Below are 22,024 nucleotides of genomic sequence, written 5' to 3'. Positions count from 1 at the left end.
CCCGCCCGGAACGCAAAGCGCCCCCCACGCACCCGCCAGAGCCCACTTACCCTTGCTGCCTTCCGGCCCTGGGGGAGTTGGGTGAGATAGCGCCACGTGAGGGGCTGAGCCCACCCTAGCGGATGGATGCCCCCGGAATCGAGCCGGGCCCCGGCCGCGCCCTCCGAAGACGATCACGTTCGCGAGCACCCCTCAACGTCTTGTATTGTTTGCGGCGGAGGATTCGCCTAGTGGCCTAGGGCGCACGCTTGGAAAGCGTGTTGGGGGCAACCCCTCACGAGTTCGAATCTCGTATCCTCCGCCAGTGCCTCACCGGGCACTTGAAGGCCCCGACCGGGAAACCGGCCGGGGCCTTCTACGTTCAGGCGAACTCCGGCACCTCGCCGACCGTCGTCGACAGGTCGATCACCGCGAAGGCCGCGCCCTGCTGGTCCGTGAGCGCGGCGAACCGGCCGAACGGGCTGTCCATCGGGCCGAAGTGCAGTTGCCCGCCGTGCTTCCTGGCCTTCTCGATCGCCTCGTCGCAGTCCGGGACGGCGAAGTAGACCTGGATGTACGAAGGGACCTCCGGCGGGAACTCGTCGCCCATCCTCATCCGGCCCAGCACCGGGTTGCCGGGACCGCCGACGCTGTAGACCTTGAAGTCCATGTCGGACTCGTCCGGGTCGTCGCCGGCGTCCATTTCCTGGGTGGCGTACGGGAAGACCTGCGGGAGGAAGGCGTCCGGCTTGTCGGGCTCCCGGGTGAAGACCTCCGCCCAGGCGTACGCGCCCGGCTCGCCCATCTTCTCGAAGCCCTTGTGCTCGCCCGGCTGCCAGACGCCGAACACCGCGCCGCTGGGCTCCTTGGCGATCAGCATCGAGCCGAAGGTGCCCACCTGCATGGGCCCCATCAGCACCTCGCCGCCGTGCGCCGTGACCTTCTCCGCCGTGGCCCCGGCGTCCGGCGAGTGCAGGTACAGGCACCACTGCGACGGGGCGTCCGCGCCGGGCATCGGGGGCACGACGGCGGCGACGGCCTTCCCGTCGGAGTACGCCTGCGTGTAGTTGCCGTACTCACTGCTGGACTCGCCGAAGGTCCAGCCGAGCACGTCGGCGTAGAACGTCTTGGCGGCCTCCACGTCGGCGAACATCGCGTCCACCCAGCACGGCGCGCCTTCGGTGAACTCACCCATGGTCGATCGACTCCTCGGACTCGGACTCGGACGCGTAGCTGTCGTCGTGACCACGCTAGGCGCGCGGTGCGCCGGCCGCGCGGGGAGCGCGCCCGCGCGCGAGGCTGGAGGCATGGACAAGGACATCACCATCCGGCTGGCGCAGCGGCCCGAGGCCGACGCCCTGCTCGCCCGCAGCCCGCTCGCCGCCCTCGTCGGGATGCTGCTGGACCAGCAGGTCCCGATGGAGTGGGCCTTCTCGGGGCCGTGGACGATCGCCCGGCGACTGGGCTCCGACGACCTGGACGCGCACGCCATCGCCGCGTACGACCCGGAGGCGTTCGCCGCGCTGCTCTCGGACAAGCCCGCCGTGCACCGCTACCCCGGGTCGATGGCGAAGCGGATCCAGCAGCTGTGCGCGTACCTGGTGGAGCACTACGAGGGGGACGCCGAAGCCGTCTGGGCCGGGGTCGCAACCGGGCAGGAGCTGCTGGAGCGCCTCAAGGCGCTGCCCGGGTTCGGCGAGCAGAAGGCGCAGATCTTCCTCGCCCTGCTGGGCAAGCGGCTCGGGGTGCGCCCGAAGGGCTGGCGGGAGGCGGCGGGCGGCTACGGCCCGGCGGACGTCTACCGCTCGGCGGCCGACATCACCGGCCCCGAATCGCTGGCCAAGGTTCGGGCGCACAAGCAGGAGATGAAGGCGGCGGCGAAGGCGGCCAAGGACGTGACGGCCACGACGGCCACGACGGGGTCGGACTGAACCGTCCGGGCGGCCGCAAGGTCCCCGCAGGCAGGCGAACGCGAATTGACCGGCCGGATAGGGCCCTGATTGACCCCTGGAACCGGTCTATCCCGGTCCTAGGTTGGAGACATGACAGAGATCGCGACCCGCGCCGCCACCGCCGAAGCCGTACACGACGCCCCCGGCAGCCTCATCACGCTGCTCACCGACACCCCCGAGCTCACCTGCAACACCGCCACCTTCGAGGAGGGCGCGGCCGGGGCCCCGGTGCACTTCCACACCAGGGCCACCGAGTTCTTCCACGTGACCGCGGGCCGGCTGGACGTCCTGGTCGGGGACGAGGTGCACACCCTCGGCGCCGGTGACTTCCTCGCGGTCCCGCCCGGGGTCGCGCACGCCTTCGCCCCCGCCGCGGGCCACAGCGCGAGCGTGTTCGTCGGCTTCACCCCCGGCATGGGCCGCTTCGAGTACTACCGCCTGCTCGGCCGGGTCCACGCGGGCGAGGCCACGGTGCAGGACATCAAGGACAGCTCCGCCGCGTACGACAACCACTACGCGGAGAGCGCCGCCTGGAGCGGCCGCCGCCGCAGCGCCGAGCCGTAGGTCACGTCCGCGTCGAGGCGGCGCAGTTCCTCCGCGATCAGTTCGGCGCCGCTGCGGATCTTCAGGGCCACGCTGCGGTCGGGGCTCCCGGGAAGGATCAGGGTCGCCAGGGCGCCGGCGGGCCGGTCCACCCGGATCTCGCCGCCGGTGGTACGCAGGACCACCCGGGTGATCACCGGGCCCTCGCTCGCCACCCGGTCGACGGGCACCGCGAGCCGGTCCTCCAGCCAGCGCGCCAGCAGCTCGGCGCTGGCGTTGCCGGGCTCGCTCTCCACCACCGCGCCGGTCACCGGCAGCGGCTTCTGGTCCAGGGCGGCCGCCAGCAGCGCCCGCCACGGCGTCAGCCGGGTCCAGGCCAGGTCGGTGTCGCCCGGCCGGTAGGCGGCGGCCCGCTCGTCCAGTACGGCGACCGGGTCGAAGGCGGCGGCCGCGTCCGTGATCCGGCGCTGCGCGAGCGCTCCCAGGGAGTCGCCTGCGACATCGGCGGGGGCGTCGGCCGGCCACCACGCCACCACCGGAGCGTCCGGCACCAGCAGCGGCAGGACGACCGAGCCGGCCTGCTCGGTCAGCTCCCCGTGCAGGCGCAGCACCAGCGTCTCCCCGGTCCCGGCGTCCGAGCCGACCCGCAGCTCGGCGTCGAGCCGGCCGGCGCGGAGCTTGTGCGAGCCGCGGGAGGTGCGCTTGATCACCGTGATGATGCGGCAGGGGTGCTCGCGCGATGCCTCGGAGGCCGCGCGCAGGGCGTCGTAGGCGTTCTCCTCGTCGGTGACGACAAGGAGGGTCAGGACCAGCCCCGTGGTGGGACTTCCTATGGCCCGGCGGGCGGCGAGCAGCGCCCGGTTGATCTTGCTGGACGTGGTGTCGGTCAGTTCGGTCCGCATCCCACGAGTCTGTCAGCGACGGACCGGATCCGGTCACCCGGTGCGCTCGATTCCGCCTGGAACGGGCGGGGACGGCACCCCTCCCGGCCCGCTCGGCCGATCGGCCCGGCACTCAGCGCCGTCTGCGGGCCGTACCGAAGACCGAGCGCGAGATCTCCCGGCCCAGCTGCGTCCCGATCGACCGGGTCAGCGAGCGGAACAGCCCGCTCCCCACCACCTGCTCCGCCAGCGAGGGATCCGGCTTCGGGGCGCCGCGCCCGGCCCGCGCGGCCTGCTTCTCGGCCGCCTCGGCCTGCTTCTGCGCCTCCGCGGCCGCCGCTGCCGCCTCCGCCCGCGCCTCCGCGGCGGCCTGCTCGGCGCTGATCTTCTCGTACGCCGACTCGCGGTCCACCGGCTCGGCGTAGCGCGGCCAGAGCGGCGAGGACGTCACCGCCCGGTCCAGGGCCGCCGGGTCGATCGGTCCCATCAGCGACTGCGGGGCCCGCAGCCGGGTGGCCGCGACCGGGGTGGGGGCGCCGTTCTCGCTGAGCACGGTGACCACCGCCTCGCCGGTGCCCAGCCCGGTGAGCAGCTCCTCCAGGTCGTAGCCGGAGCGGGGAAAGGTCCGCACCGTCGCCTTCAGCGCCTTCGCGTCGTCCGGGGTGTAGGCGCGCAGCGCGTGCTGCACGCGGTTGCCGAGCTGGGCCAGCACGTCCCCCGGCACGTCCTTGGGGGTCTGGGTCACGAAGAAGACGCCCACGCCCTTGGAGCGGATCAGGCGCACCGTCTGGGTGAGGGCCTCCAGGAACGCCTTCGAGGCGCCGTTGAAGAGCAGGTGCGCCTCGTCGAAGAAGAAGACGAGCTTGGGCCGCTCCAGGTCGCCGACCTCCGGCAGGTCGGAGAAGAGGTCGGCGAGCAGCCACATCAGGAAGGTGGAGAAGAGCTGCGGCTTGTCCTGGACCGCGGGCAGTTCCAGTACGGAGACCGTGCCGCGGCCGTCCGCGGCGGTCCGCAGGAACTCGCTCGTGTCGAACTCCGGCTCGCCGAAGAACTCCGAGGCGCCCTGCTGCTCGAAGGCGGTCAGTGCCCGCAGGATCACCCCGGCCGTCACCGTGGACAGCCCGCCGATGCCCTTCAGTTCGGGTCTTCCCTGGTCGGAGACGAGGAAGGCGACGACCGCGCGCAGGTCCTTGAGGTCGATCAGCTCCAGGCCCTTGGTGTCGGCGTAGTGGAAGATCAGGCCGAGGGACTGCTCCTGGGTCTGGTTGAGCTGGAGCACCTTGGACATCAGGACCGGTCCGAAGCCCGTGACGGTGGCCCGGACCGGGATCCCGGGTCCGATCCCGCCGAGGGAGTAGAACGCGCTGGGGTATCCGGTGGCCTCCCACTGCTGGCCCACGTCCTTCGCCCGTTCCGCGACCTTCGGGTGGGGCTCGCCCGGCGCCGAGATCCCCGAGACGTCCCCCTTGATGTCCGCGAGGAAGACGGGGACCCCGTTGGCCGACAGCTGCTCGGCGATGAGCTGGAGGGTCTTGGTCTTGCCCGTGCCGGTGGCGCCCGCGACCAGCCCGTGCCGGTTGAGCATCGGCAGGGGGATGCGGATCCGGTGGTCGGGCAGGCAGGCGCCGTCCCAGAGCAGGGCTCCGAGGTCGAGCGCGGGGCCGGTGAAGGCGTATCCGGCAGCGATCTCGTCGGCCGGGCCCGCCTGCTCCGCCGGGGCGGCGGGGTCGGTGCTCTCGCTCATGCATCACTCCCGAATTGGCACTGTTCGCCACTTTTGCACCATCGCGGCGAGGCTGCGCCGGCGGGGCCCGGCCCGGTAGGCTTTCCGTGTGATCTTCAAGCGCATCGGTAACGGAAAGCCGTATCCCGACCACGGCCGGGAAAGCACCCGGCAGTGGGCGGATGTCGCGCCGCGCCCGGTCCGGCTCGACCAGCTGGTGACGACCAAGGGTCAGCTCGACCTCGAGACGCTGCTCGCCGAGGACTCGACCTTCTACGGCGACCTCTTCGCGCACGTCGTGAAGTGGCGGGGCGACCTGTACCTGGAGGACGGGCTGCACCGCGCCGTGCGCGCGGCCCTGCAGCAGCGCCAGGTGCTGCACGCCCGCGTCCTCGAGATGGACTGAGCCACCGGCTTCGACCACCACGGCCGCCCGCGCCCGGCTCGGCGCCCGAGACCGGCTCCGTGCGCGAGCTCGGGGGCGGCGCGCGAGCGCGAGATCGGCGCGCCCGAGGGCCGACGCGCCCGGCCTGCCCGCGGCGGCTTCGGCGCCCCTGGTCGCGGCCCGGCCGCCCGGCCCGCTTCCGCCCACCCCCGCCCACTCACCGCGCCCTGGGTCTCGCGCTGCCGATTTCGCCTGGATTGCGCCTTTCGGGTCACCATTGACCTATCAGCAGATCATTTAGTAGGCATCGCCACGCGGCGGCACTACGCTGCGCCCATGAGCATGCTCACTCCCCCCGGCATGGGCGGAAAGTACCGCGTCACGGGAGCCTCCTATCCCCGCATGAGCCGTAAGCGGAGCCCCCGTCGGATCGTCTTCGCCGTGCTCGGCTCAGTCCTCGCACTGGCCCTGCTCGGCTACGGGGCCTTGCAGCTCATCGACGTGTTCCAGGGCAACGGCCCGAAGCGGAACACGGCCGCGGGCGCCAAGGACTGTCCGACGAAGCCGGCCGAGAACGCCGCCCGGCGCGGCCCCGCGGCAGCGGCCACCCCGAAGCCCGCCGTCGTCCTGCCCCAGCCCGCCGACATCACCGTCAACGTCTACAACGCGACCCCGCGCGCGGGACTTGCCAAGGCCGTCGGCGACGAGCTGCGCAAACGCGGCTTCACCGTCGGCAAGGTCGGCAACGCCCCCGCGGACTTCGACAAGAAGGTCCCCGGCACCGGGATACTGCTGGGCTCCCCCACCACCGACGAGAAGGCCTTCAGCGTGCTGGGCACCCAGCTCGCCGGCACCACGCGGCAGAACGACACCCGTGCGACCGCGGACATCGACCTGATCCTGGGCGATGCCTTCACGGAGCTGAGCACGAAGGAGGACGCGGACAAGGCGCTGGCCGTCCTGGCCAACCCCGTGCCCGCGCCCGCCGGGAAGTGCTGACGCGCCCGAGGTCCGTCCCGGGCTACTCGGCCGAGCCGTACATGCGGTCGCCCGCGTCGCCCAGGCCCGGAACGATGTAGCCGTGCTCGTTGAGGCGCTCGTCCACCGCGGCCGTCACCACGGTCACCGGCGTGCCCGCCAGCTCGCGCTCCATGATCTCCACGCCCTCGGGCGCGGCCAGCAGCACCACGGCCGTGACGTCGTCGGCGCCGCGCTTGATCAGTTCACGGATCGCCACGACGAGCGTGCCGCCGGTGGCCAGCATCGGGTCGACGACGTAGACCTGCCGCCCCGAGAGGTCCTCGGGCATGCGCGTGGCGTACGTGGAGGCCTCCAGGGTCTCCTCGTTGCGGACCATGCCCAGGAAGCCCACCTCGGCGGTCGGCAGGAGCCGCACCATGCCGTCGAGCATGCCGAGGCCCGCCCGCAGGATCGGCACCACGAGCGGGCGCGGGTGCGAGAGCTTCACGCCGGTCGTCGGGGCGACCGGGGTCTCGATGTCGGCCTGCTCGGTGCGCACGTCACGGGTGGCCTCGTACGCCAGCAGGGTCACCAGCTCGTCGGCGAGCCGGCGGAAGGTGGCGGAGTCGGTGCGCTTGTCGCGCAGGGTGGTGAGTTTGTGCGCCACCAAGGGGTGATCGACGACCTGCAAACGCACAACATCCTCCAAAACTCGGCCTGCGACCAGCGAAAACGGCCGCGAGACGCGACCTGCACGCAAAAGGCTACGCGCTGAGCGGGCCCCTTCGCGTCCGTCTGGGGATGCGACCCGCGCGGGAGCCCACCAGGCTGGACTGATGAGCAACGCACCGGTGGTCGCCGCCGTCGACGGATCCGAGCACGGTCTGGGCGCCCTGGAGTGGGCCAGGGCCGCGGCGCTGCGCCACGGCACGGGGCTGCTGGTCGCCCACGTCCTGCCCGACCACGCCCAGTTGTACGCGGGCCGCCGGGCCTCCCTGCACGACGCCTCCCAGCCGGAGGAGTTCGCCGATCCGGTCGCCGACCGGATCCGGGCCCTGCTGGGCGGCGGCCCCGGCCTGCCGGAAGGCATCCGGTACGAGTCCCTGGAGGGCTCCGTCCCCGAGGCCCTGCGGGTGATCGGCGCGGAGGCCCTGATGCTCGTGATGGGCTCCCGCGGGCGCGGCGGCTTCGCCAGCCTGCTGCTCGGCTCGAACAGCCGCGCCGTCGCGACGACCGCGCCGTGCCCGGTGGTGGTGATCCCCCACGCGGAGCGGAGGGCCGCCGGCGCCACGGCGGAGGAGTCCGCGGGGAAGGTGGTGCTCGGGCTGCACGCCGCGGAGACCCCGGACGACGTGCTGGCCTTCGCGTTCAGGGAAGCCGCCGTGCGGGGGACCACCGTCCAGGTGGTGTCCGCGTACGCCGTACCGCCCGCGCCGGCCCTGGCGATCGACTCGCCGTTCGCGGTGATCCCGCCGGAGGGCCGGGCGGATGACGGGGACGCCGTACCGGCCGAGCGGGAGATGCTGCGGTCCCAGACCGAGCGGCTGGCGCCGTTCCGCACCCGGTTCCCCGATGTCCCGGTGGAACAGGCCGCCGTGCCCGGGGACGCGGCGGGCCGGCTCGTCATCGCCTCGCGCTCGGCGGAGCTCGTCGTGGTGGGCCGCCACCATCCGCGGCGCAAGGCCATGGCGCTGCTGATCGGTTCGGTGGCCCACGCCGTGCTCCAGCACGCGCACGGCCCCGTGGCCGTCGTCCCGACCCTCCCCGCCGAGGCGGCCGGACCCGCCTGACCGTTCTGACCTGCGACGGGGTGGCATCAAACGGGCTGACCGGGGGAAGGTGGGTCGAGGGGGAACGACCGACCAGCCCGGAGTGGTGGCCGATGCCCGACACGCAGCCGAGCGACGAAGCGCCGGAGACCGAGACCCCGGCGCAGCGCCGAGCACGCCGCGCGCAGTTCCTGCGCGACCTCATGGAGGCGCGGGCGCTGCGCGACCGCGTCCAGCCCCGCCGCGCCCGCGCGGCCCGGATGCGCCAACAGATGCGGATGCGTACGTTCCGCTGGTGACCCGGCCGGTGGGCCCGGCCCGCGCCCGCCCGAGTGCGCGGCGCGCGCTCCCCGTGCCGCCGGGGCGCGCCCGGCGCGGACGGGTGCCGGTCCCGGGCCCGGCACCGGCCCCGGACCCGTGCGGCACCGCCGTCGCGCACCCTCCGCGGTGACCGCGCCGGGCACGGCGCGGGACGACGCAAGCGCGGAAGACCTCTCGCAATGCCGCCGTTTCTGCCACGATGCCGATTGGGCGGGGCCGTACGGCGAGCACCACAGCCGTTCGACCCCGGCCTCCGGCCGGGGGGACCTCCAACCGGCACGCCTAAGACCAGTGGGAGAGTCACGGTGTACTTCGCCGCACTGCTCGCGCGCACCGAAGACGGGTGGGAAGCGAGCGACATGGAACTCGACGACGTCGAGTCCCTCAGTGATCTGATCGATCTCGCCCGGTCCGCCGCTGTCGACGACGACACGGTGGTCGCCCTCATCGAGCAGGAGGACGCCTGGTTCGGCGTCGTCCGCGTGGACGGCGAGGAGGACCCGCGGTACTTCGTTTCGAACGCCTCCGCGGCCGCCCGCAGCTCCTACGGCTCGATGCTGACCAAAGAGCTGCTGGGCAGCGACGAGGAGGACGACGAACTCGACGAGCTGGACCTGGACGGCACCGAGGACGGCGAGGAGGACGCCCTTCCCGCCTTCGCCGACGAGACCGACGACGAGGACGAGCCGGGAGGGACCGGCGCGGAACCGGTGCCGTCCGGTCCGCTCGGCGACCCCCAGTTGCTGGACGACCTCGGCGTGACCCACAAGCAGCTGATGACCCTGAACGGGGACGCCCTGACGGAGATCGCCGAGTCCCTCGGCGCCACCGAGGTCCTGGAGGCCGTCCGCTAGTGCCGCCTTCGCACGACACGCACGACGCGCACCCGCACGACGTGCATGCGCACGACACGCACGCGCACGACCCGTACGAGCCCGATCCCGTACGGGACCCGTGGCGGGACTCCATGCGCCTGGCGCTCCGGGAGGCCGCCCGGGCGGTGCCGGCCGGCGACGTGCCGGTCGGCGCCGTCGTGCTCGGGCCCGACGGCACGGTCATCGCCACCGGGCACAACGAGCGCGAGGCGACCGGCGACCCCACGGCGCACGCCGAGGTCGTGGCCCTGCGCCGGGCCGCGGCCGCGGTCGGGGAATGGCGGCTTCCGGGGTGCACCCTGGTGGTGACCCTGGAGCCGTGCGTGATGTGCGCGGGCGCGCTCGTGCAGGCGCGCGTCGCGCGGGTCGTCTACGGCGCGGACGACGAGAAGGCGGGCGCGGCGGGCTCGCTGTGGGACCTCGTACGGGACCGCCGGCTCAACCACCGGCCCGAGGTGGTGCGCGGCGTACTCGCCGACGAGTGCGCGCGGCAGCTCACCGGCTTCTTCCGCGACCTGTGACCGGCCGGGCGGATTCCGATTTCGGCGAACGCGGCTCCTTAGGCTAGGATCCATCTCGGTAGTGTGTCCGAGTGGCCGAAGGAGCTCGCCTCGAAAGCGAGTATGGGGCAACCCATCGGGGGTTCAAATCCCTCCACTACCGCTCCGATCGAGAGCCCCGCCCCGCAAGGGTCGGGGCTCTCGGCGTTCGTGACGAGCCGTGCCGCGCGGTTCCGGGCGGTCCGCGACACGGCAGCCACGGCTTCCCCGGCTGGTCCGCGGCACGGCGGTGGCGGCTTCGCCGATTGGTCTCCGGTGCGGCCGCCAGGGCTTCCGGCGTCGCCTCCGGGCGCCCCTGCGGATGACGCCCGCGTGACCGCCCGCCCGCTCGGCCGTTGTCACGGCATGACCAAGACCCAGCGCATGCTCGCCGCCTTCGCCCTCGCGGGGGCCGCCGCGGGACTCGCCGCGCCCGCCGCCTCCGCCGCGCCCGTGGCTCCCCTCACCCTCCCGGACCTCCCGTCGGCCGCTCCGGGCATGCCCACCGGCGCCCAGCCCACCTCCGTACAGGAGATCGGCGGCCGGCTCAGCCAGGGCGCCAACCAGCTCAACCAGCTGACGGAGCTGCCCAACCAGCTGGCGCCCGTGATCGCCCCCGTACAGCCCCTGACGGACCTGGCCGGCGCCATCCAGTAGCGGCGGGGAAACGAAGAAGGCCCCGACCGGAGTCGGGACCTTCCACGTGTGGGACGGGGGAAGTGGCATCAGGGGGACAAGCCACTTCCCCCGAAGAGGACGGAACCTGCCGGCCCGGGCCGCAGTCAGGGGGATGCTTGCGGCTCGGACCCCGCAGTGAGGTCCTGTCCCTCACCCACCGGTTTCCTGCCAGAACCGGCGGGCTCACATCAATCCTGCGCCTCCCGCAACCCCGGGCCGACCGCCAAAGGGCCCGGAGTGCGGGGTCATTGGTCCTTAAAGGCCGGGTGAGTGTCCACATCTGACCGGTTAGACTCACCCGACTCAGCAGGACCGGTTGGGGAGGCCGTCACCGCTCATGGACACCAAGAAGCTCATCACGGGTGCCCTCACCATCTTCGTCCTCTTCGTGATCATCACCCAGCCCAAGCGCGCTGCCGAGATGGTGGGAATAGGCTTCCAAGGCATATCGGACGCAGCCTCCGGTATCGGCGAGTTCATGACCGAACTGGTGCGCTGAGCCCGTACGCTGAAGCGGCTTCCGGATTTCCCGCCCCCCACTCCGACGCGTGGGGGGCTTTTTGCATACCCACTACTAGGCATAATGCCCCGATATGCCCAACTTGCCCTCAACACGGAGATATACGGTGCTTGCGCACAGTGCACATCTCTTGTGATGCTATGACCGCTTTTGACGGATGAGTTGACTGAAGGGGTGGCGTGACCGTGCCGGCCAGTACTGCGCCTCAGGTGCCACCCCAGCAGGACCCGCAGCAGGACCAGCCGGTACCGCCCCGGCAGGAGTCGCGCCAGGGGCCGTGCCGGGAAACGCGCCGGGATCCCTCCGCCGAGGAGGCACCGGGGCCGGTGCCCGCATCGGCCCAGGCTGCCGCGCCGCCCGCGGTCGGCGCCTCCGTACCGGCGGCCGCCTCCGCACCGGAAGCGGGCCCGCCCCCCGTCCCGCCCGCACCCCCCAGACCGCCGAGCCGCGGCGCGGACACCCGGGCGCTGACCCAGGTCCTCTTCGGGCAGCTGAAAGGTCTCCAGCCGGGCACCACCGAGCACCACCGGGTGCGCGGGGCCCTCATCGAGGCCAACCTCCCGCTCGTGCGGTACGCGGCCGCCCGCTTCCGCAGCCGCAACGAGCCGATGGAGGACGTGGTCCAGGTCGGCACCATCGGGCTGATCAACGCCATCGACCGGTTCGACCCGGACCGCGGCGTGCAGTTCCCGACGTTCGCGATGCCGACCGTCGTGGGTGAGATCAAACGCTACTTCCGCGACAACGTGCGCACCGTCCACGTACCGCGCCGCCTCCACGAGCTGTGGGTGCAGGTCAACGCCGCCACCGAGGACCTGACCACCCTGCACGGCCGCACCCCGACCACCGCCGAGATCGCCGAGCGGCTGCGCATCGGCGAGGACGAGGTCCTCTCCTGCATCGAGGCCGGCCGGAGCTATCACGCGACCTCGCTCGAGGCCGCGCAGGAAGGCGACGGCATGCCCGGTCTCCTCGACCGCCTCGGTTACGAGGATCCGGAACTGGCCGGGGTCGAACACCGCGACCTCGTGCGCCACCTGCTCGTACAACTGCCCGAGCGCGAGCAGCGGATCCTCCTCCTGCGGTACTACAACAACCTGACGCAGTCGCAGATCAGCGCGGAGCTCGGCGTCTCGCAGATGCACGTCTCCCGCCTCCTCGCCCGGAGCTTCGCCCGACTGAGATCCGCAAACAGGATCGAGGCGTAACCGGAACGAGTGGAGATCATCCGCTCCATTCCCGACAGAACGGGCTGATCACCCTCCAACCCCGTCTGTCGCTGGAGATATATGTCGACTTGGCGCTACAGCGTGTTGCCGACATGTGACATTCTGCTTGAACCGCGTTTGCCGCAGCCCCGCCTCCGGTATTCAGGTGGAGGCTGCGTTCTTCCGACGGGCGCGCCTGACGCGACCGTCCGCGACCTCAAGGGGGTGGCATGTCCGTAGACCAGGGCAGCTCCAAGGTGCTCACGCTCGTCAAGAGCGCGCCGCCGGCAGCACCGCCAGTGTCCGACCGCTCGGAAGCCATCGACACCCGCACCCTGTCCCGCTCCCTCTTCCTGCGCCTCGCCGCCCTGGACGTGGACAGTCCGGAACGGGCCTACGTACGCGACACCCTGATCGAGCTGAACCTCCCCCTGGTCCGGTACGCCGCCGCGCGTTTCCGCAGCCGCAACGAGCCGATGGAGGACATCGTCCAGGTCGGCACGATCGGCCTGATCAAGGCGATCGACCGGTTCGACTGCGAACGCGGCGTGGAGTTCCCGACGTTCGCGATGCCGACCGTCGTGGGCGAGATCAAACGATTCTTTAGGGACACCTCCTGGTCCGTCCGCGTCCCGCGCCGGCTCCAGGAACTGCGCCTGGCTCTGACCAAGGCCAGCGACGAGCTCGCGCAGAAGCTGGACCGCTCGCCGACCGTCCCCGAGCTCGCCGCCGTCCTGGGCGTCTCGGAGGAGGACGTCGTCGACGGCCTCGCGGTGGGCAACGCCTACACCGCCTCCTCGCTCGACTCGCCCTCCCCGGAGGACGAGGGCGGCGAGGGCTCGCTCGCGGACCGCCTCGGCTACGAGGACACCGCGCTCGAGGGCGTCGAGTACCGCGAGTCGCTGAAGCCGCTGCTCGCCAAACTCCCGGCGCGCGAACGGCAGATCATCATGCTGCGGTTCTTCGCCAACATGACGCAGTCGCAGATCGGCGAGGAGGTCGGCATCTCCCAGATGCACGTCTCCCGGCTGCTCACCCGCACCCTCGCACAGCTGCGCGCCGGCCTGATCGGGGAGTGACCCCGGCGCACGGGGTTTCCATTTGACGACGCGTCAGGAACACTGGCGCGATGCGAAAGGGATCCCGCGCGGCCATCCTCCTCGCCCTGTGCTGCACGGCCGCCGCCGGCCTCACCGGCTGCGGCGGCCCCGCACGGGACGGCTATCTCGCCGTGGGCGCCGCGGCCCCGGGCCCCGAACGGGGCGCGGGGGAGAACATGGCGCCGAAGGACGGGGTGGAGTTCCAGCCGCTCGGCGGACCGTCAGCGGCGGGCAGCTCCTCCGCGTCGTCGAGTACGTCGGCCAGTGCGCCCGGGTCCCGGGCCCCCGGGGGCTCCGCCCGGAGCGGAGCCCCGGCGACCGGACCGGGCGGCTCCGCAGACCCGGCGGACACCTCCCCCGCATCCGGCCCGACCACCCAAGCACCCGGCACCTCCGGACGACCCGCGGGCTCCGGCGGCACCAGCGGCCCGGGAAGCCCGGGTACGCCCGCCCCGCCGGCCCCGCCGTCGAGCCCGCCCGCCAAGCCGGGCACCACGCCCCCGGCGCAGCCGGCCACTCCCGCGAAGCTGACGCTTTCCGCCCCCGTCCGGTCGGCCGCGGCCGACCGCTGGTGCGAGCAGGTCTCCGTCACCTTCAGCAACGCCGGTACCACGGCAGCCCGTTCGGGCACGGTCAGCTTCGCGACGCACATCATCGGCGCTCTCGGCGTCGACTGGGCCACGATCACCACGACCCAGCCGCTGCCCGCGCCCATCGGGGGCGGGACGGCGAAGACGCAGAGCTACACGGTGTGCGTGGAGGCGTGGCGGGTGCCGCTGGGCATGCATGTGGAGACCCGCAGGGTCACGGCCACCTGGAACTGAGCCGCCGGACCGAACCGCCGGACCGAGCCGCCGGGAGCTCCGCAACCCCCGGGACGACCCGGGTGCCCCGCCTCGTGCGGGGGCGGTCCCGGCTCAGTGCAGGACGACCCACACGGCCGCACCGATCATGAGGGCCAGCGCGACGGCCACCCCCAGCCACGCGCCCTTCTTCGCGCCGCCGGCCTGCTGCTGCTCCTCCCGGAGCTGGCGGCGGGTGGGCGCCTGCCGGGCCGGTGCGGCCTCCTCGACGAACGCCCGGAACATCTGGGTGCTGCCCGCGGGGTCGTAGTTGCCCTCGGGACCCTGTGAGTTGTGGTTCGCAGCCATGGAGCAGGACCCTAGCCGGTTTTCCGATTCCTTTACCGCCCCACCCCCCGGATTCATTTGCCTGTAGCAACCATCCGAACCTATGGTTGCTCTAAGCAACGAGTTGGGGGGCTGTCCGGTGACCACACAGACGGTGGAGACGGCGCAGACGGAGACCACCCGGTACGAGGAGCTGGCCCGCCAGCTCACCGGAATCGGCGTGGTCAAACGCGACCTCGCCCGCATCCTGCCCCCGGACTGCCCGCCCGGCGCCGCCGCCGTCCTCACTGTGCTGCACCGGCACGGGGAGATGCGGCTGAGCCGGCTGGCCGAGCTCATGGCCGTCGACATCTCGGTGACCAGCCGGCACGTGACGCACGTCGCCGAGCGCGGCTGGATCGGGCGCGAGGCGGACCCGGGGGACGGCCGCTGCCGGATCCTGCGGCTCACGCCGGCCGGCCGGACGCTCCTCGCGGAGCTCGGCACCCGCTACACCGCCGCTCTGGAGAGAGCACTGGCCGCATGGTCCCCCGAGGACGTCGACACGCTGAACTCGCTGCTGGCCCGGCTCCGATCAAGCTTCTAGGCAAAGGAACGACATGGTCAAGTCGGAGACGACGACCGACAACCCGCCCCCGTCCGTGACCACGTCCGCGACATCATCCGTGGCCCCGGCCATGACCCACGCACAGATCATGAAGGCCCTGTCCGGCCTGATGCTCGGCATGTTCGTGGCGATCCTGTCCTCCACGATCGTCTCGAACGCACTGCCCCAGATCATCGGCGAGCTCGGCGGCACGCAGTCCTCGTACACCTGGGTGGTCACCGCCGCCCTGCTGTCGATGACGGCGGCCACCCCGCTGTGGGGCAAACTGTCCGACCTCTTCAGCAAGAAGCTGCTGGTCCAGATAGCCCTCGTGATCTACGTCCTCGGCTCCGTGGTCGCGGGCATGTCCCAGAACACCGGCACGCTGATCGCCTGCCGCGTGGTCCAGGGCATCGGCGTCGGCGGCCTGTCCGCCCTCGCGCAGATCGTCATGGCCGCGATGATCTCCCCGCGCGAGCGCGGCCGGTACAGCGGCTACCTCGGCGCGGTCTTCGCGGTCGCCACCGTCGGCGGCCCGCTGCTGGGCGGTGTCATCACCGACACCGACTGGCTGGGCTGGCGCTGGTGCTTCTACGTCGGCGTGCCCTTCGCGATCATCGCGCTGATCGTCCTCCAGCGCACCCTGCACCTTCCGGTCGTGCGCCGCGACGTCAAGGTGGACTGGCTGGGTGCCTTCCTGATCAGCGGCGCCGTCTCGCTGCTGCTGATCTGGGTCACCCAGGCCGGCGACTCCTACGCGTGGGTCTCCTGGCAGACCTGGGCGATGACCGGCGGCGCCGTCGTGCTCGGTCTGCTCTTCGTCCTCGTCGAGTCCCGTGCCGGCGACCCGATCATCCCGCTGCGCCTGTTCCGCAACAAGACCATCACGCTCGCCTCGGCCGCCTCGCTGTTCGTGGGCATCGCGATGTTCTCCGGCACGGTGTTTTTCAGCCAGTACTTCCAGCTGGCCCGCAACGAGTCCCCCACGATGTCCGGAATCCTCACGATTCCGATGATCGGCGGACTCTTCGTCTCCTCCACCGTTTCCGGTCAGGTGATCACCAAGACCGGTAAGTGGAAGGCATGGCTCATCGCCGGCGGCGTCCTGCTGAGCGCCGGACTCGGCCTGCTGGGCACCCTGCGGTACGACACCCCGTACTGGCACATCGCGGTCTACATGGCGCTGACCGGACTCGGCCTCGGCATGATGATGCAGAACCTGGTCCTCGCCACCCAGAACCAGGTCGCGGCCCAGGACCTGGGTGCGGCCAGTTCGGTCGTCACCTTCTTCCGCTCGCTCGGCGGTGCCATGGGTGTCTCCGCGCTCGGCGCGCTGATGGCGAACCAGGTCACCGGTTACGTGAAGGACGGCCTGGCCGCGCTCGGCCCGAAGGCCGCGGCGATGGGCCACGGCGGCACGGGCGGCGGCGCCATCCCGGACCTCGACGCGCTGCCGGTCCCGATCCGTACGGTCGTCGAGTCGGCGTACGGGCACGGCGTGGGCGACGTCTTCCTCTACTCGGCGCCCACCGCACTGCTGGCCCTGCTGCTCTGCCTCTTCATCAAGGAGGTCGCGCTGAAGTCGAAGGCCGAGCCCCACGGTCCGGCGGCCTCCTCCCCCGAGGCCCCTGCCCGCGCGCAGGCGGAGGCATCGGTCAAGGCCTGAGCGATACCCGAGCCTTCGGTATCGGAGCCCCCGGAATCGGGGGGCTTCGGTATCGGGGGCTCCGGTATCGGAGGGCTCCGGTATGCGGGGCCGCCGCAGCGGGGCCGGGTCAGGGCGTGGACGTGGCCGCCGTCAGGTCGTAGAAGGCGGCTCCGCCGACCGTGGTCGCCTTGAAGGTGGCCTTGACCCAGGTCTCGATGGCGGTGGCGGCGGCCCCGCCGGGCCCGCCGCCGCCGCGTCGCGTCCCCCCGGCGACCCCGCCGGCGGCGCCGGCGCCGCCGGCTCCCGCCGTACCGTTCCCCGTGCCGTCTCCCGTACCGGTCCGGTCGCCCCCCTGGCCGATGAACCAGTGGATCCTTCCGTCCCGTACGTACTGCTGGAACTGCTCCAGGGTCGGCGAGGGGTCGCTGCCGTTGAACCCGCCGATCGGCATGACCGGGGCGCCGCCCGCCAGCTGGTAGCCGGCCGCGTTCTGCGAGCCGATGACCGCCGCCGCCCAGGTGTAGCGGTCGGCGTCGGCGGTCAAGGCCGCCTCGGCCTCGGCGGTGACCCGCGTACCGCCCAGCAACCCGCCGGGACCGCCCGCCCCGTCCGCCCCGCCGCCGAAGCGCTCAGAGCCGATCCCGCCCCGGCCGCCCGCTCCACCGTCCTGCGGCGCCCCGCCCGCCGGAGGGGCCTGGCCCGCCGGCATGCCGCCCTGCGGCGGGGTGGTGCCGCCCTGCGGGCCGCCACCCCGGCCGGTACCGCCGGGGGCGCCCGGGGGCAGCTCGCCGATACCGGACGCCGCGCCGCGCATCATGCCGCCGGGGCCGCCCCGGCCGCCGGCGACCGCGGGTCCGGCGGTCACGATGGACCCGGTGTGCCCGGTGCTCACGGTGGTCAGGCAGTACGCGAACGGCCCCGCCAGCACGGCGCCCAGCGCCACCGCCGCGGTGCCCCGGAGCGCCCGGCGGCCCGCCCGTACGGCGAACGGCAGCGCGGCCGCCGCGAGCAGCCCGCCCACCAGCACCGCCCAGCGCAGCCACGGCAGGTAGCCGGTGGCCCGCCCGAGGAGGACGTACGACCAGACCGCGGACAGCGCGAGCGTGCCCGACAGGGTCAGGAGGGCGGCCCTGCTGCCCCGCTCCTCCCACAGCACGGCGACCCCCATGCCGGTCAGCGCGGCCACGAACGGCGCCAGCGCCACGGTGTAGTACTCGTGGAAGATGCCCTGCATGTGGCTGAAGACGAGTGCGGTGATCAGCAGCGAGCCGCCCCAGGCCAGGAACGCCGCGCGCGCCGCGGACTCCAGGGAGTCGGTGGCGCGCCGGGCCCGCCGGGTGGTCACCAGACCGGCCACGAGCAGGACCAGGGCCGCGGGCAGCAGCCAGGAGATCTGGCCGCCGATGTTCGCCGAGAACAACCGGTCGATGCCGGTCTCACCCCAGCCGCCCCCGCGGCTTCCTCCGCCGCCGCCGACGCTGCCCGTCTCGTTCCCGTTGATCCGCCCCAGGCCGTTGTAGCCGAGGGTCAGTTCCAGGAAGGAGTTGGTCTGCGAGCCGCCGATGTACGGACGGGAGGAGGCGGGCCACAGCTCCACGACCGCCACCCACCAGCCGCCGGCCGCCACCATCGCGAGCCCCGCCACCAGCAGCTGGCCCAGGCGCCTTGGCAGCCCCGTCGGCGCGCAGACGGCGTACAGCAGGGCGAGGGGCGGCAGGATGACGACGGCCTGCAGGGTCTTGGTGAGGAAGGCGAAGCCGACCGCGGCCCCCGCCCACACCAGCCACGTGGTGCGCGCCCCGTCGAGTGCGCGCAGGACGCAGTACACGGTGACCGTGAGCAGCAGGGTGAGCAGCGCGTCGGGGTTGTTGAAGCGGAACATGAGCGCGGCGACGGGCGTGAGCGCGAACACGGCGCCGCTCAGCAGCGCTGCCGCCGGGCCGAAGTGGCGCCGCACGGCGGTGTGGAGCACCGCGGTGGTCGCGACGCCCATCAGGGCCTGGGGGACCAGGATCTGCCAGGAGCCGAGCCCGAACAGCCTGACCGACAGCATCATCGGCCAGAGCGCGGCCGGGGGCTTGTCGACGGTGATGGAGTTCCCGGCGTCCGAGGAGCCGAAGAAGAAGGCCTTCCAGCTCTCACTGCCCGCCTGTACGGCGGCGGAGTAGAAGGAGTTGGCGTAACCGGAGGAACCCAGGTCCCACAGCAGCAGCAGGGCCGTGGCGGTCAGCAGCCCGGCGAGCGCGGGCCGCTCCCAGCGGGCCCGGCCGGTGGTGGGCCGGGCCCGGGCGGCCGGGAGGAGGGGAAGTGCTGCCGTGGTCATCGACTGTCCTTGGACGTAGGGAACCGGGAGCCGCGTCGGTCGGGGAAGACCCAGGCGCGGAAGAGCAGGAACCGCAGCACGGTGGCGGCGAGGTTGGCGGTGATCAGTACGGCCAGTTCGGTGCCGTGCCCGGGATGGGCCGCAGCCGCACCGAGGGCGGCGAGGGAGCCGCTGGTCAGGGCCAGTCCGATGGCGAACACCAGCAGCCCCTGGGCCTGATGGCGCACGGCCCGGTCGCGGCCGCGCACGCCGAAGGTGAGCCGGCGGTTGGCGGCGGTGTTGGCGACGGCTGAGAGCAGCAGGGCCGCACCGTTGGCGGGCTGCGGGCCGGTTCCGGCACGGAAGGCGGAGTACAGCAGCAGGTACAGCAGGGTGGACAGGGCCCCGACGGCGCAGAAGCCGAGGAGCTGGCGGGCCAGGCCGCTGTCCACCCCAGGCAGGGCGGTGCGGTCGCGCGGATCGTCGCCGAAGGGGCGGGCGAGCCGGTCGAGCGGGAGCGCTCCGACGGCCAGGGCCCTGCCCACCCGCCAGACGCCCTTGAGGTCCTCGGCGGCGGTCCGCACGATGTGGACCGTGGAATCGGGGTCGTCAACCCAGTCCACCGGCACCTCGTGGATCCGCAGGCCCGCCCGCTCCGCCAGGACGAGCAGCTCGGTGTCGAAGAACCAGCCGGAGTCCTCCACCAGCGGCAGCAGCCGCTCGGCGACCTCCCGCCGGATGGCCTTGAACCCGCACTGGGCGTCGCTGAAGCGGGCGGCGAGGGAGGAGCGCAGGAGCAGGTTGTAGGCGCGGGAGACGAATTCCCGCTTCGCTCCGCGCACGACCCGTGAGGAGCGCGCGAGGCGGGTGCCGATGGCGAGGTCGGAGTGGCCGGAGATCAGCGGGGCGACCAGCGGCAGCAGGGCGTTGAGGTCGGTGGAGAGGTCCACGTCCATGTACGCGAGGACCGGTGCGTCGGAACCCGACCAGACGGTGCGCAGGGCCCTGCCCCGGCCCTTCTCCTCCAGCCGGGTGCTGCGGACGCCGGGCAGGGCCGCGGCGAGCCCGCCCGCGACCTCGGGGGTGCGGTCGGTGCTCGCGTTGTCGGCGACGGTGATCCGGAAGGGGTAGGGGAAGGTGCGGGTGAGGTGCTCGTGCAGCCTGCGCACGCACGGTCCGAGGTCTTCCTCCTCGTTGAAGACCGGGATCACCACGTCGAGGACGGGCTCACCGGGCACGGGCGCGAGGGGCGCCCGGGCCGGAAGGGCACCGGGAGAGGCGTCGATTCGCATGCTCCGACCCTCGGCGAGCGGGCTGTCACCGCTGTGTGGTGAGCCTGTGCCCCGTCTGTGAGTCCGGCTGCCCGGACCCGCGGGCGCCGGTCGTGGCTCCGGCGAGCGGCAGCAGCACTTCGAAGCAGGTCCGCCCGGGTTCGCTCCGTACGCCGACCCGGCCGCCGTGCGCGGTCACGACGGCCTGGACGATGGCAAGCCCGAGGCCGGTGGAGCCCGCGGCGCGGGAGCGGGAGGCGTCGCCGCGGGCGAAGCGTTCGAAGACGTGGGGGAGCAGGGCGGGTGGGATGCCCGGCCCGTCGTCCTCGACCCGCAGTCGGACGACCGACGTTTCACGTGAAACAACGGCGGTAACCGTGGTGCCGGGTGGGGTGTGGGTACGCGCATTGGCCAGCAGGTTGACCAGGACCTGCTGGATGCGGGCGGGGTCGCCGCGGACGAGCGCGGGCTCCTCGGGCAGGCGCAGCCGCCAGTGGTGGGCGGGGCCGGCGGCCCGGGCATCGCTGACGGCGTCGACGACGAGCGGAGCGAGGTCGGCGTCGGTGTCCGCGGCGGAGAGCGGGCGGCCCGCGTCGAGACGGGCCAGCAGGAGCAGGTCCTCGACCAGACCGGTCATCCGGGTGGCCTCGGACTCTATCCGTCCCAGCGCGTGGCGGGTGTCGGGGCCGGGCTCCTCCCGTCCCCGGCGGGTCAGTTCGGCATAACCGCGGATGGAGGCCAGCGGGGTGCGCAGTTCGTGGCTGGCATCGGCGACGAACCGCCGGACGCGGGTCTCGCTCTCCTGGCGGGCGGTCAGGGCGGCGGCGACGTGTCCCAGCATCCGGTTGAGGGCGGCGCCGACCTGCCCCACCTCGGTGCGGGGATCGGCCTCGGCGTCCGGGACCCGTTCGTCCAGGGCCGGTTCGCCCTTGTGCAGGGGGAGCTCGGAGACCCGGGTGGCGGTGGCGGCGACCCGGCGCAGCGGACGCAGGGCGACCCCGACCAGGACCTGCCCGGCGAGGGAGGCCGCGATCAGCCCGGCGAGGGTGACGCAGACCTCCACCGCGATCAGCGTGCGCACGGTGGAGTCGACCTCGCGCAGCGGAAAACCGAGTACGACGCTGCCGTCGGGCGCGGCCAGCACCCGGTACGCCCCGAGTCCCGGAAGGCTCAGGTCGCCCGGCGCGGCCCCGCCCCGGTCATCGGTGCGGGCGCTCCGGGCCAGGGCGGCGATCTGCGCCTCGGTGAGGGGGGTGGGGTCGTCGCGCTCGGGATCATCGAGGCGCACACTGCGGTCGGCCCCGAACACCGTGCCGTCGGGACCGACCCGGAAGCCGACGGCCCCCAGCGGGGTGCCGGGGCCGAGGACCGACTTCTTGGTGACCGGCTTGCCCGTGCCGGGGCGCGGGGAGGCCATCGCGACGGACGTGCGCAGCTGCTGATCGAGCTTGTCCACCAGGTACGAGCGCAGCGCGAGAGTGGTGACCGTCCCGATGGCGGCGCCGACGACCGCGATCAGGACGACCGCCGAGACGACGAGCCGGGTCCGCAGCGACCAGGGCCGCCGGAGCGTCGGCCACCGGGTCCCCGTGCGCCGGGGCGTCGGCCGCGGGGTCCTCGGCCGCCGGATCCTCGGCCGCCGGTTGCCGCGGAA

22 protein-coding genes, 2 tRNA genes, 1 other RNA gene and 1 pseudogene are annotated in these 22,024 nt (G+C 72.8%); 17 read left to right on the top strand and 9 right to left on the bottom strand.

Translation table 11 applies throughout. From position 1 onward, the window contains the following. Positions 1 to 10 precede the first annotated feature (10 nt). Positions 11 to 109, bottom strand: an RNA gene (gene ffs / locus AC07FY_RS12480) — signal recognition particle sRNA small type. Positions 110 to 216: 107 nt separating this feature from the next. Here ffs and AC07FY_RS12475 point away from each other — a divergent pair. Next, positions 217 to 304: transfer RNA gene (locus AC07FY_RS12475), tRNA-Ser, on the top strand. Positions 305 to 361: 57 nt separating this feature from the next. On the opposite strand, the gene AC07FY_RS12470 is transcribed toward AC07FY_RS12475, so the two are convergent. Continuing rightward, positions 362 to 1,174, bottom strand: coding sequence for a VOC family protein (locus AC07FY_RS12470; protein ID WP_479004417.1), 813 nt, complete (start codon positions 1,172 to 1,174; stop codon positions 362 to 364). A 112-nt stretch (positions 1,175 to 1,286) separates the two neighbouring features. Between AC07FY_RS12470 and AC07FY_RS12465 the strand changes: the two genes are divergently transcribed. Next, on the top strand, positions 1,287 to 1,910 hold the full coding sequence (locus AC07FY_RS12465) for an HhH-GPD-type base excision DNA repair protein (protein ID WP_479004414.1): 624 nt from the start codon (positions 1,287 to 1,289) through the stop codon (positions 1,908 to 1,910). 111 nt (positions 1,911 to 2,021) lie between these two features. Further along, positions 2,022 to 2,495, top strand: a complete 474-nt coding sequence (locus AC07FY_RS12460; RefSeq protein ID WP_479004412.1) for a cupin domain-containing protein — start codon at positions 2,022 to 2,024, stop codon at positions 2,493 to 2,495. Here the strand turns inward: AC07FY_RS12460 and opcA are convergent. After that, on the bottom strand, positions 2,444 to 3,376 hold the full coding sequence (gene opcA / locus AC07FY_RS12455) for a glucose-6-phosphate dehydrogenase assembly protein OpcA (protein ID WP_479004409.1): 933 nt from the start codon (positions 3,374 to 3,376) through the stop codon (positions 2,444 to 2,446). The two genes, AC07FY_RS12460 and opcA, sit on opposite strands and share 52 nt — an antisense overlap. A 112-nt stretch (positions 3,377 to 3,488) precedes the next feature. After that, the gene (locus tag AC07FY_RS12450) at positions 3,489 to 5,099 is read right to left on the bottom strand and encodes a helicase HerA-like domain-containing protein (RefSeq protein WP_479004406.1); all 1,611 of its coding nucleotides are present in this window, start codon (positions 5,097 to 5,099) and stop codon (positions 3,489 to 3,491) included. A gap of 88 nt (positions 5,100 to 5,187) precedes the next feature. Here AC07FY_RS12450 and AC07FY_RS12445 point away from each other — a divergent pair, with 88 nt between their 5' ends. Both AC07FY_RS12445 and AC07FY_RS12440 read left to right on the top strand, forming a co-directional pair. Further along, on the top strand, positions 5,188 to 5,484 hold the full coding sequence (locus AC07FY_RS12445; protein ID WP_017240525.1) for a type II toxin-antitoxin system VapB family antitoxin: 297 nt from the start codon (positions 5,188 to 5,190) through the stop codon (positions 5,482 to 5,484). Between the two features lie 315 nt (positions 5,485 to 5,799). Then, entirely contained in the window at positions 5,800 to 6,462 is a 663-nt protein-coding gene (locus AC07FY_RS12440) for a LytR C-terminal domain-containing protein (RefSeq protein ID WP_479004403.1), read from the top strand. A 22-nt stretch (positions 6,463 to 6,484) separates the two neighbouring features. Here AC07FY_RS12440 and upp read toward each other — a convergent pair whose 3' ends face one another. Continuing rightward, complete coding sequence (gene upp / locus AC07FY_RS12435; RefSeq protein WP_479004400.1) at positions 6,485 to 7,120, bottom strand: uracil phosphoribosyltransferase; 636 nt, start codon at positions 7,118 to 7,120, stop codon at positions 6,485 to 6,487. A gap of 139 nt (positions 7,121 to 7,259) precedes the next feature. Between upp and AC07FY_RS12430 the strand changes: the two genes are divergently transcribed. The 10 genes from AC07FY_RS12430 to AC07FY_RS12385 all read left to right on the top strand — a co-directional run bounded on the left by AC07FY_RS12430 (position 7,260) and on the right by AC07FY_RS12385 (position 14,257). Beyond that, positions 7,260 to 8,213, top strand: a complete 954-nt coding sequence (locus tag AC07FY_RS12430) for a universal stress protein (RefSeq protein ID WP_479004397.1) — start codon at positions 7,260 to 7,262, stop codon at positions 8,211 to 8,213. Between the two features lie 92 nt (positions 8,214 to 8,305). Further along, positions 8,306 to 8,491 (top strand): hypothetical protein, encoded by a 186-nt coding sequence (locus AC07FY_RS12425; RefSeq protein ID WP_479004394.1) that lies wholly within the window; start codon positions 8,306 to 8,308, stop codon positions 8,489 to 8,491. Positions 8,492 to 8,818: 327 nt separating this feature from the next. Continuing rightward, complete coding sequence (locus AC07FY_RS12420; protein ID WP_479004391.1) at positions 8,819 to 9,367, top strand: tRNA adenosine deaminase-associated protein; 549 nt, start codon at positions 8,819 to 8,821, stop codon at positions 9,365 to 9,367. 113 nt (positions 9,368 to 9,480) lie between these two features. Continuing rightward, positions 9,481 to 9,909 (top strand): tRNA adenosine(34) deaminase TadA, encoded by a 429-nt coding sequence (gene tadA / locus AC07FY_RS12415; RefSeq protein ID WP_479004568.1) that lies wholly within the window; start codon positions 9,481 to 9,483, stop codon positions 9,907 to 9,909. 57 nt (positions 9,910 to 9,966) lie between these two features. Next, a tRNA-Ser gene (locus tag AC07FY_RS12410) sits at positions 9,967 to 10,051 on the top strand. 242 nt (positions 10,052 to 10,293) lie between these two features. Continuing rightward, positions 10,294 to 10,584 (top strand): hypothetical protein, encoded by a 291-nt coding sequence (locus tag AC07FY_RS12405; protein WP_479004388.1) that lies wholly within the window; start codon positions 10,294 to 10,296, stop codon positions 10,582 to 10,584. A gap of 358 nt (positions 10,585 to 10,942) precedes the next feature. After that, the gene (locus tag AC07FY_RS12400) at positions 10,943 to 11,104 is read left to right on the top strand and encodes a hypothetical protein (RefSeq protein ID WP_167739582.1); all 162 of its coding nucleotides are present in this window, start codon (positions 10,943 to 10,945) and stop codon (positions 11,102 to 11,104) included. Positions 11,105 to 11,451: 347 nt separating this feature from the next. Beyond that, positions 11,452 to 12,333: an RNA polymerase sigma factor SigF gene (locus AC07FY_RS12395; RefSeq protein WP_479004385.1), complete on the top strand. Its 882-nt coding sequence runs from the start codon at positions 11,452 to 11,454 to the stop codon at positions 12,331 to 12,333. 230 nt (positions 12,334 to 12,563) lie between these two features. After that, complete coding sequence (locus tag AC07FY_RS12390; protein WP_479004384.1) at positions 12,564 to 13,412, top strand: RNA polymerase sigma factor SigF; 849 nt, start codon at positions 12,564 to 12,566, stop codon at positions 13,410 to 13,412. A 50-nt stretch (positions 13,413 to 13,462) separates the two neighbouring features. Further along, positions 13,463 to 14,257 (top strand): hypothetical protein, encoded by a 795-nt coding sequence (locus AC07FY_RS12385; RefSeq protein ID WP_479004381.1) that lies wholly within the window; start codon positions 13,463 to 13,465, stop codon positions 14,255 to 14,257. 93 nt (positions 14,258 to 14,350) lie between these two features. Here AC07FY_RS12385 and AC07FY_RS12380 read toward each other — a convergent pair whose 3' ends face one another. Continuing rightward, positions 14,351 to 14,584, bottom strand: coding sequence for a hypothetical protein (locus AC07FY_RS12380; protein WP_479004378.1), 234 nt, complete (start codon positions 14,582 to 14,584; stop codon positions 14,351 to 14,353). An 82-nt stretch (positions 14,585 to 14,666) separates the two neighbouring features. Between AC07FY_RS12380 and AC07FY_RS12375 the strand changes: the two genes are divergently transcribed. After that, the gene (locus AC07FY_RS12375; protein ID WP_479004375.1) at positions 14,667 to 15,149 is read left to right on the top strand and encodes a MarR family winged helix-turn-helix transcriptional regulator; all 483 of its coding nucleotides are present in this window, start codon (positions 14,667 to 14,669) and stop codon (positions 15,147 to 15,149) included. A gap of 91 nt (positions 15,150 to 15,240) precedes the next feature. Next, positions 15,241 to 16,809, top strand: a pseudogene (locus AC07FY_RS12370) (MDR family MFS transporter); the annotation flags it as partial. 115 nt (positions 16,810 to 16,924) lie between these two features. Here the strand turns inward: AC07FY_RS12370 and AC07FY_RS12365 are convergent. The 3 genes from AC07FY_RS12365 to AC07FY_RS12355 are packed head-to-tail and all read right to left on the bottom strand — an operon-like array spanning position 16,925 to position 21,922. Beyond that, on the bottom strand, positions 16,925 to 19,120 hold the full coding sequence (locus AC07FY_RS12365; RefSeq protein ID WP_479004372.1) for an ArnT family glycosyltransferase: 2,196 nt from the start codon (positions 19,118 to 19,120) through the stop codon (positions 16,925 to 16,927). Further along, positions 19,117 to 20,391 (bottom strand): bifunctional glycosyltransferase family 2/GtrA family protein, encoded by a 1,275-nt coding sequence (locus AC07FY_RS12360; RefSeq protein WP_479004370.1) that lies wholly within the window; start codon positions 20,389 to 20,391, stop codon positions 19,117 to 19,119. The genes AC07FY_RS12365 and AC07FY_RS12360 overlap by 4 nt, the downstream gene beginning before the upstream one ends. Positions 20,392 to 20,416: 25 nt before the next feature. Beyond that, entirely contained in the window at positions 20,417 to 21,922 is a 1,506-nt protein-coding gene (locus AC07FY_RS12355; protein ID WP_479004565.1) for a sensor histidine kinase, read from the bottom strand. Between the last annotated feature and the right edge of the window lie 102 nt (positions 21,923 to 22,024).

The sequence above is a fragment of the Streptomyces sp. NPDC045967 genome (assembly GCF_056430495.1).
This window is presented reverse-complemented; position numbering and strand designations above follow the sequence as displayed.

Coding starts and splice junctions, on each gene's coding strand:
- AC07FY_RS12470 (WP_479004417.1), bottom strand. CDS start 1,174: ATGGGTGAGTTCACCGAAGGCGCGCCGTGCTGGGTGGACGCGATGTTC.
- AC07FY_RS12465 (WP_479004414.1), top strand. CDS start 1,287: ATGGACAAGGACATCACCATCCGGCTGGCGCAGCGGCCCGAGGCCGAC.
- AC07FY_RS12460 (WP_479004412.1), top strand. CDS start 2,022: ATGACAGAGATCGCGACCCGCGCCGCCACCGCCGAAGCCGTACACGAC.
- opcA (WP_479004409.1), bottom strand. CDS start 3,376: ATGCGGACCGAACTGACCGACACCACGTCCAGCAAGATCAACCGGGCG.
- AC07FY_RS12450 (WP_479004406.1), bottom strand. CDS start 5,099: ATGAGCGAGAGCACCGACCCCGCCGCCCCGGCGGAGCAGGCGGGCCCG.
- AC07FY_RS12440 (WP_479004403.1), top strand. CDS start 5,800: ATGAGCATGCTCACTCCCCCCGGCATGGGCGGAAAGTACCGCGTCACG.
- AC07FY_RS12430 (WP_479004397.1), top strand. CDS start 7,260: ATGAGCAACGCACCGGTGGTCGCCGCCGTCGACGGATCCGAGCACGGT.
- AC07FY_RS12425 (WP_479004394.1), top strand. CDS start 8,306: ATGCCCGACACGCAGCCGAGCGACGAAGCGCCGGAGACCGAGACCCCG.
- tadA (WP_479004568.1), top strand. CDS start 9,481: ATGCGCCTGGCGCTCCGGGAGGCCGCCCGGGCGGTGCCGGCCGGCGAC.
- AC07FY_RS12405 (WP_479004388.1), top strand. CDS start 10,294: ATGACCAAGACCCAGCGCATGCTCGCCGCCTTCGCCCTCGCGGGGGCC.
- AC07FY_RS12400 (WP_167739582.1), top strand. CDS start 10,943: ATGGACACCAAGAAGCTCATCACGGGTGCCCTCACCATCTTCGTCCTC.
- AC07FY_RS12390 (WP_479004384.1), top strand. CDS start 12,564: ATGTCCGTAGACCAGGGCAGCTCCAAGGTGCTCACGCTCGTCAAGAGC.
- AC07FY_RS12385 (WP_479004381.1), top strand. CDS start 13,463: ATGCGAAAGGGATCCCGCGCGGCCATCCTCCTCGCCCTGTGCTGCACG.
- AC07FY_RS12380 (WP_479004378.1), bottom strand. CDS start 14,584: ATGGCTGCGAACCACAACTCACAGGGTCCCGAGGGCAACTACGACCCC.
- AC07FY_RS12375 (WP_479004375.1), top strand. CDS start 14,667: ATGGTTGCTCTAAGCAACGAGTTGGGGGGCTGTCCGGTGACCACACAG.
- AC07FY_RS12365 (WP_479004372.1), bottom strand. CDS start 19,120: ATGACCACGGCAGCACTTCCCCTCCTCCCGGCCGCCCGGGCCCGGCCC.
- AC07FY_RS12360 (WP_479004370.1), bottom strand. CDS start 20,391: ATGCGAATCGACGCCTCTCCCGGTGCCCTTCCGGCCCGGGCGCCCCTC.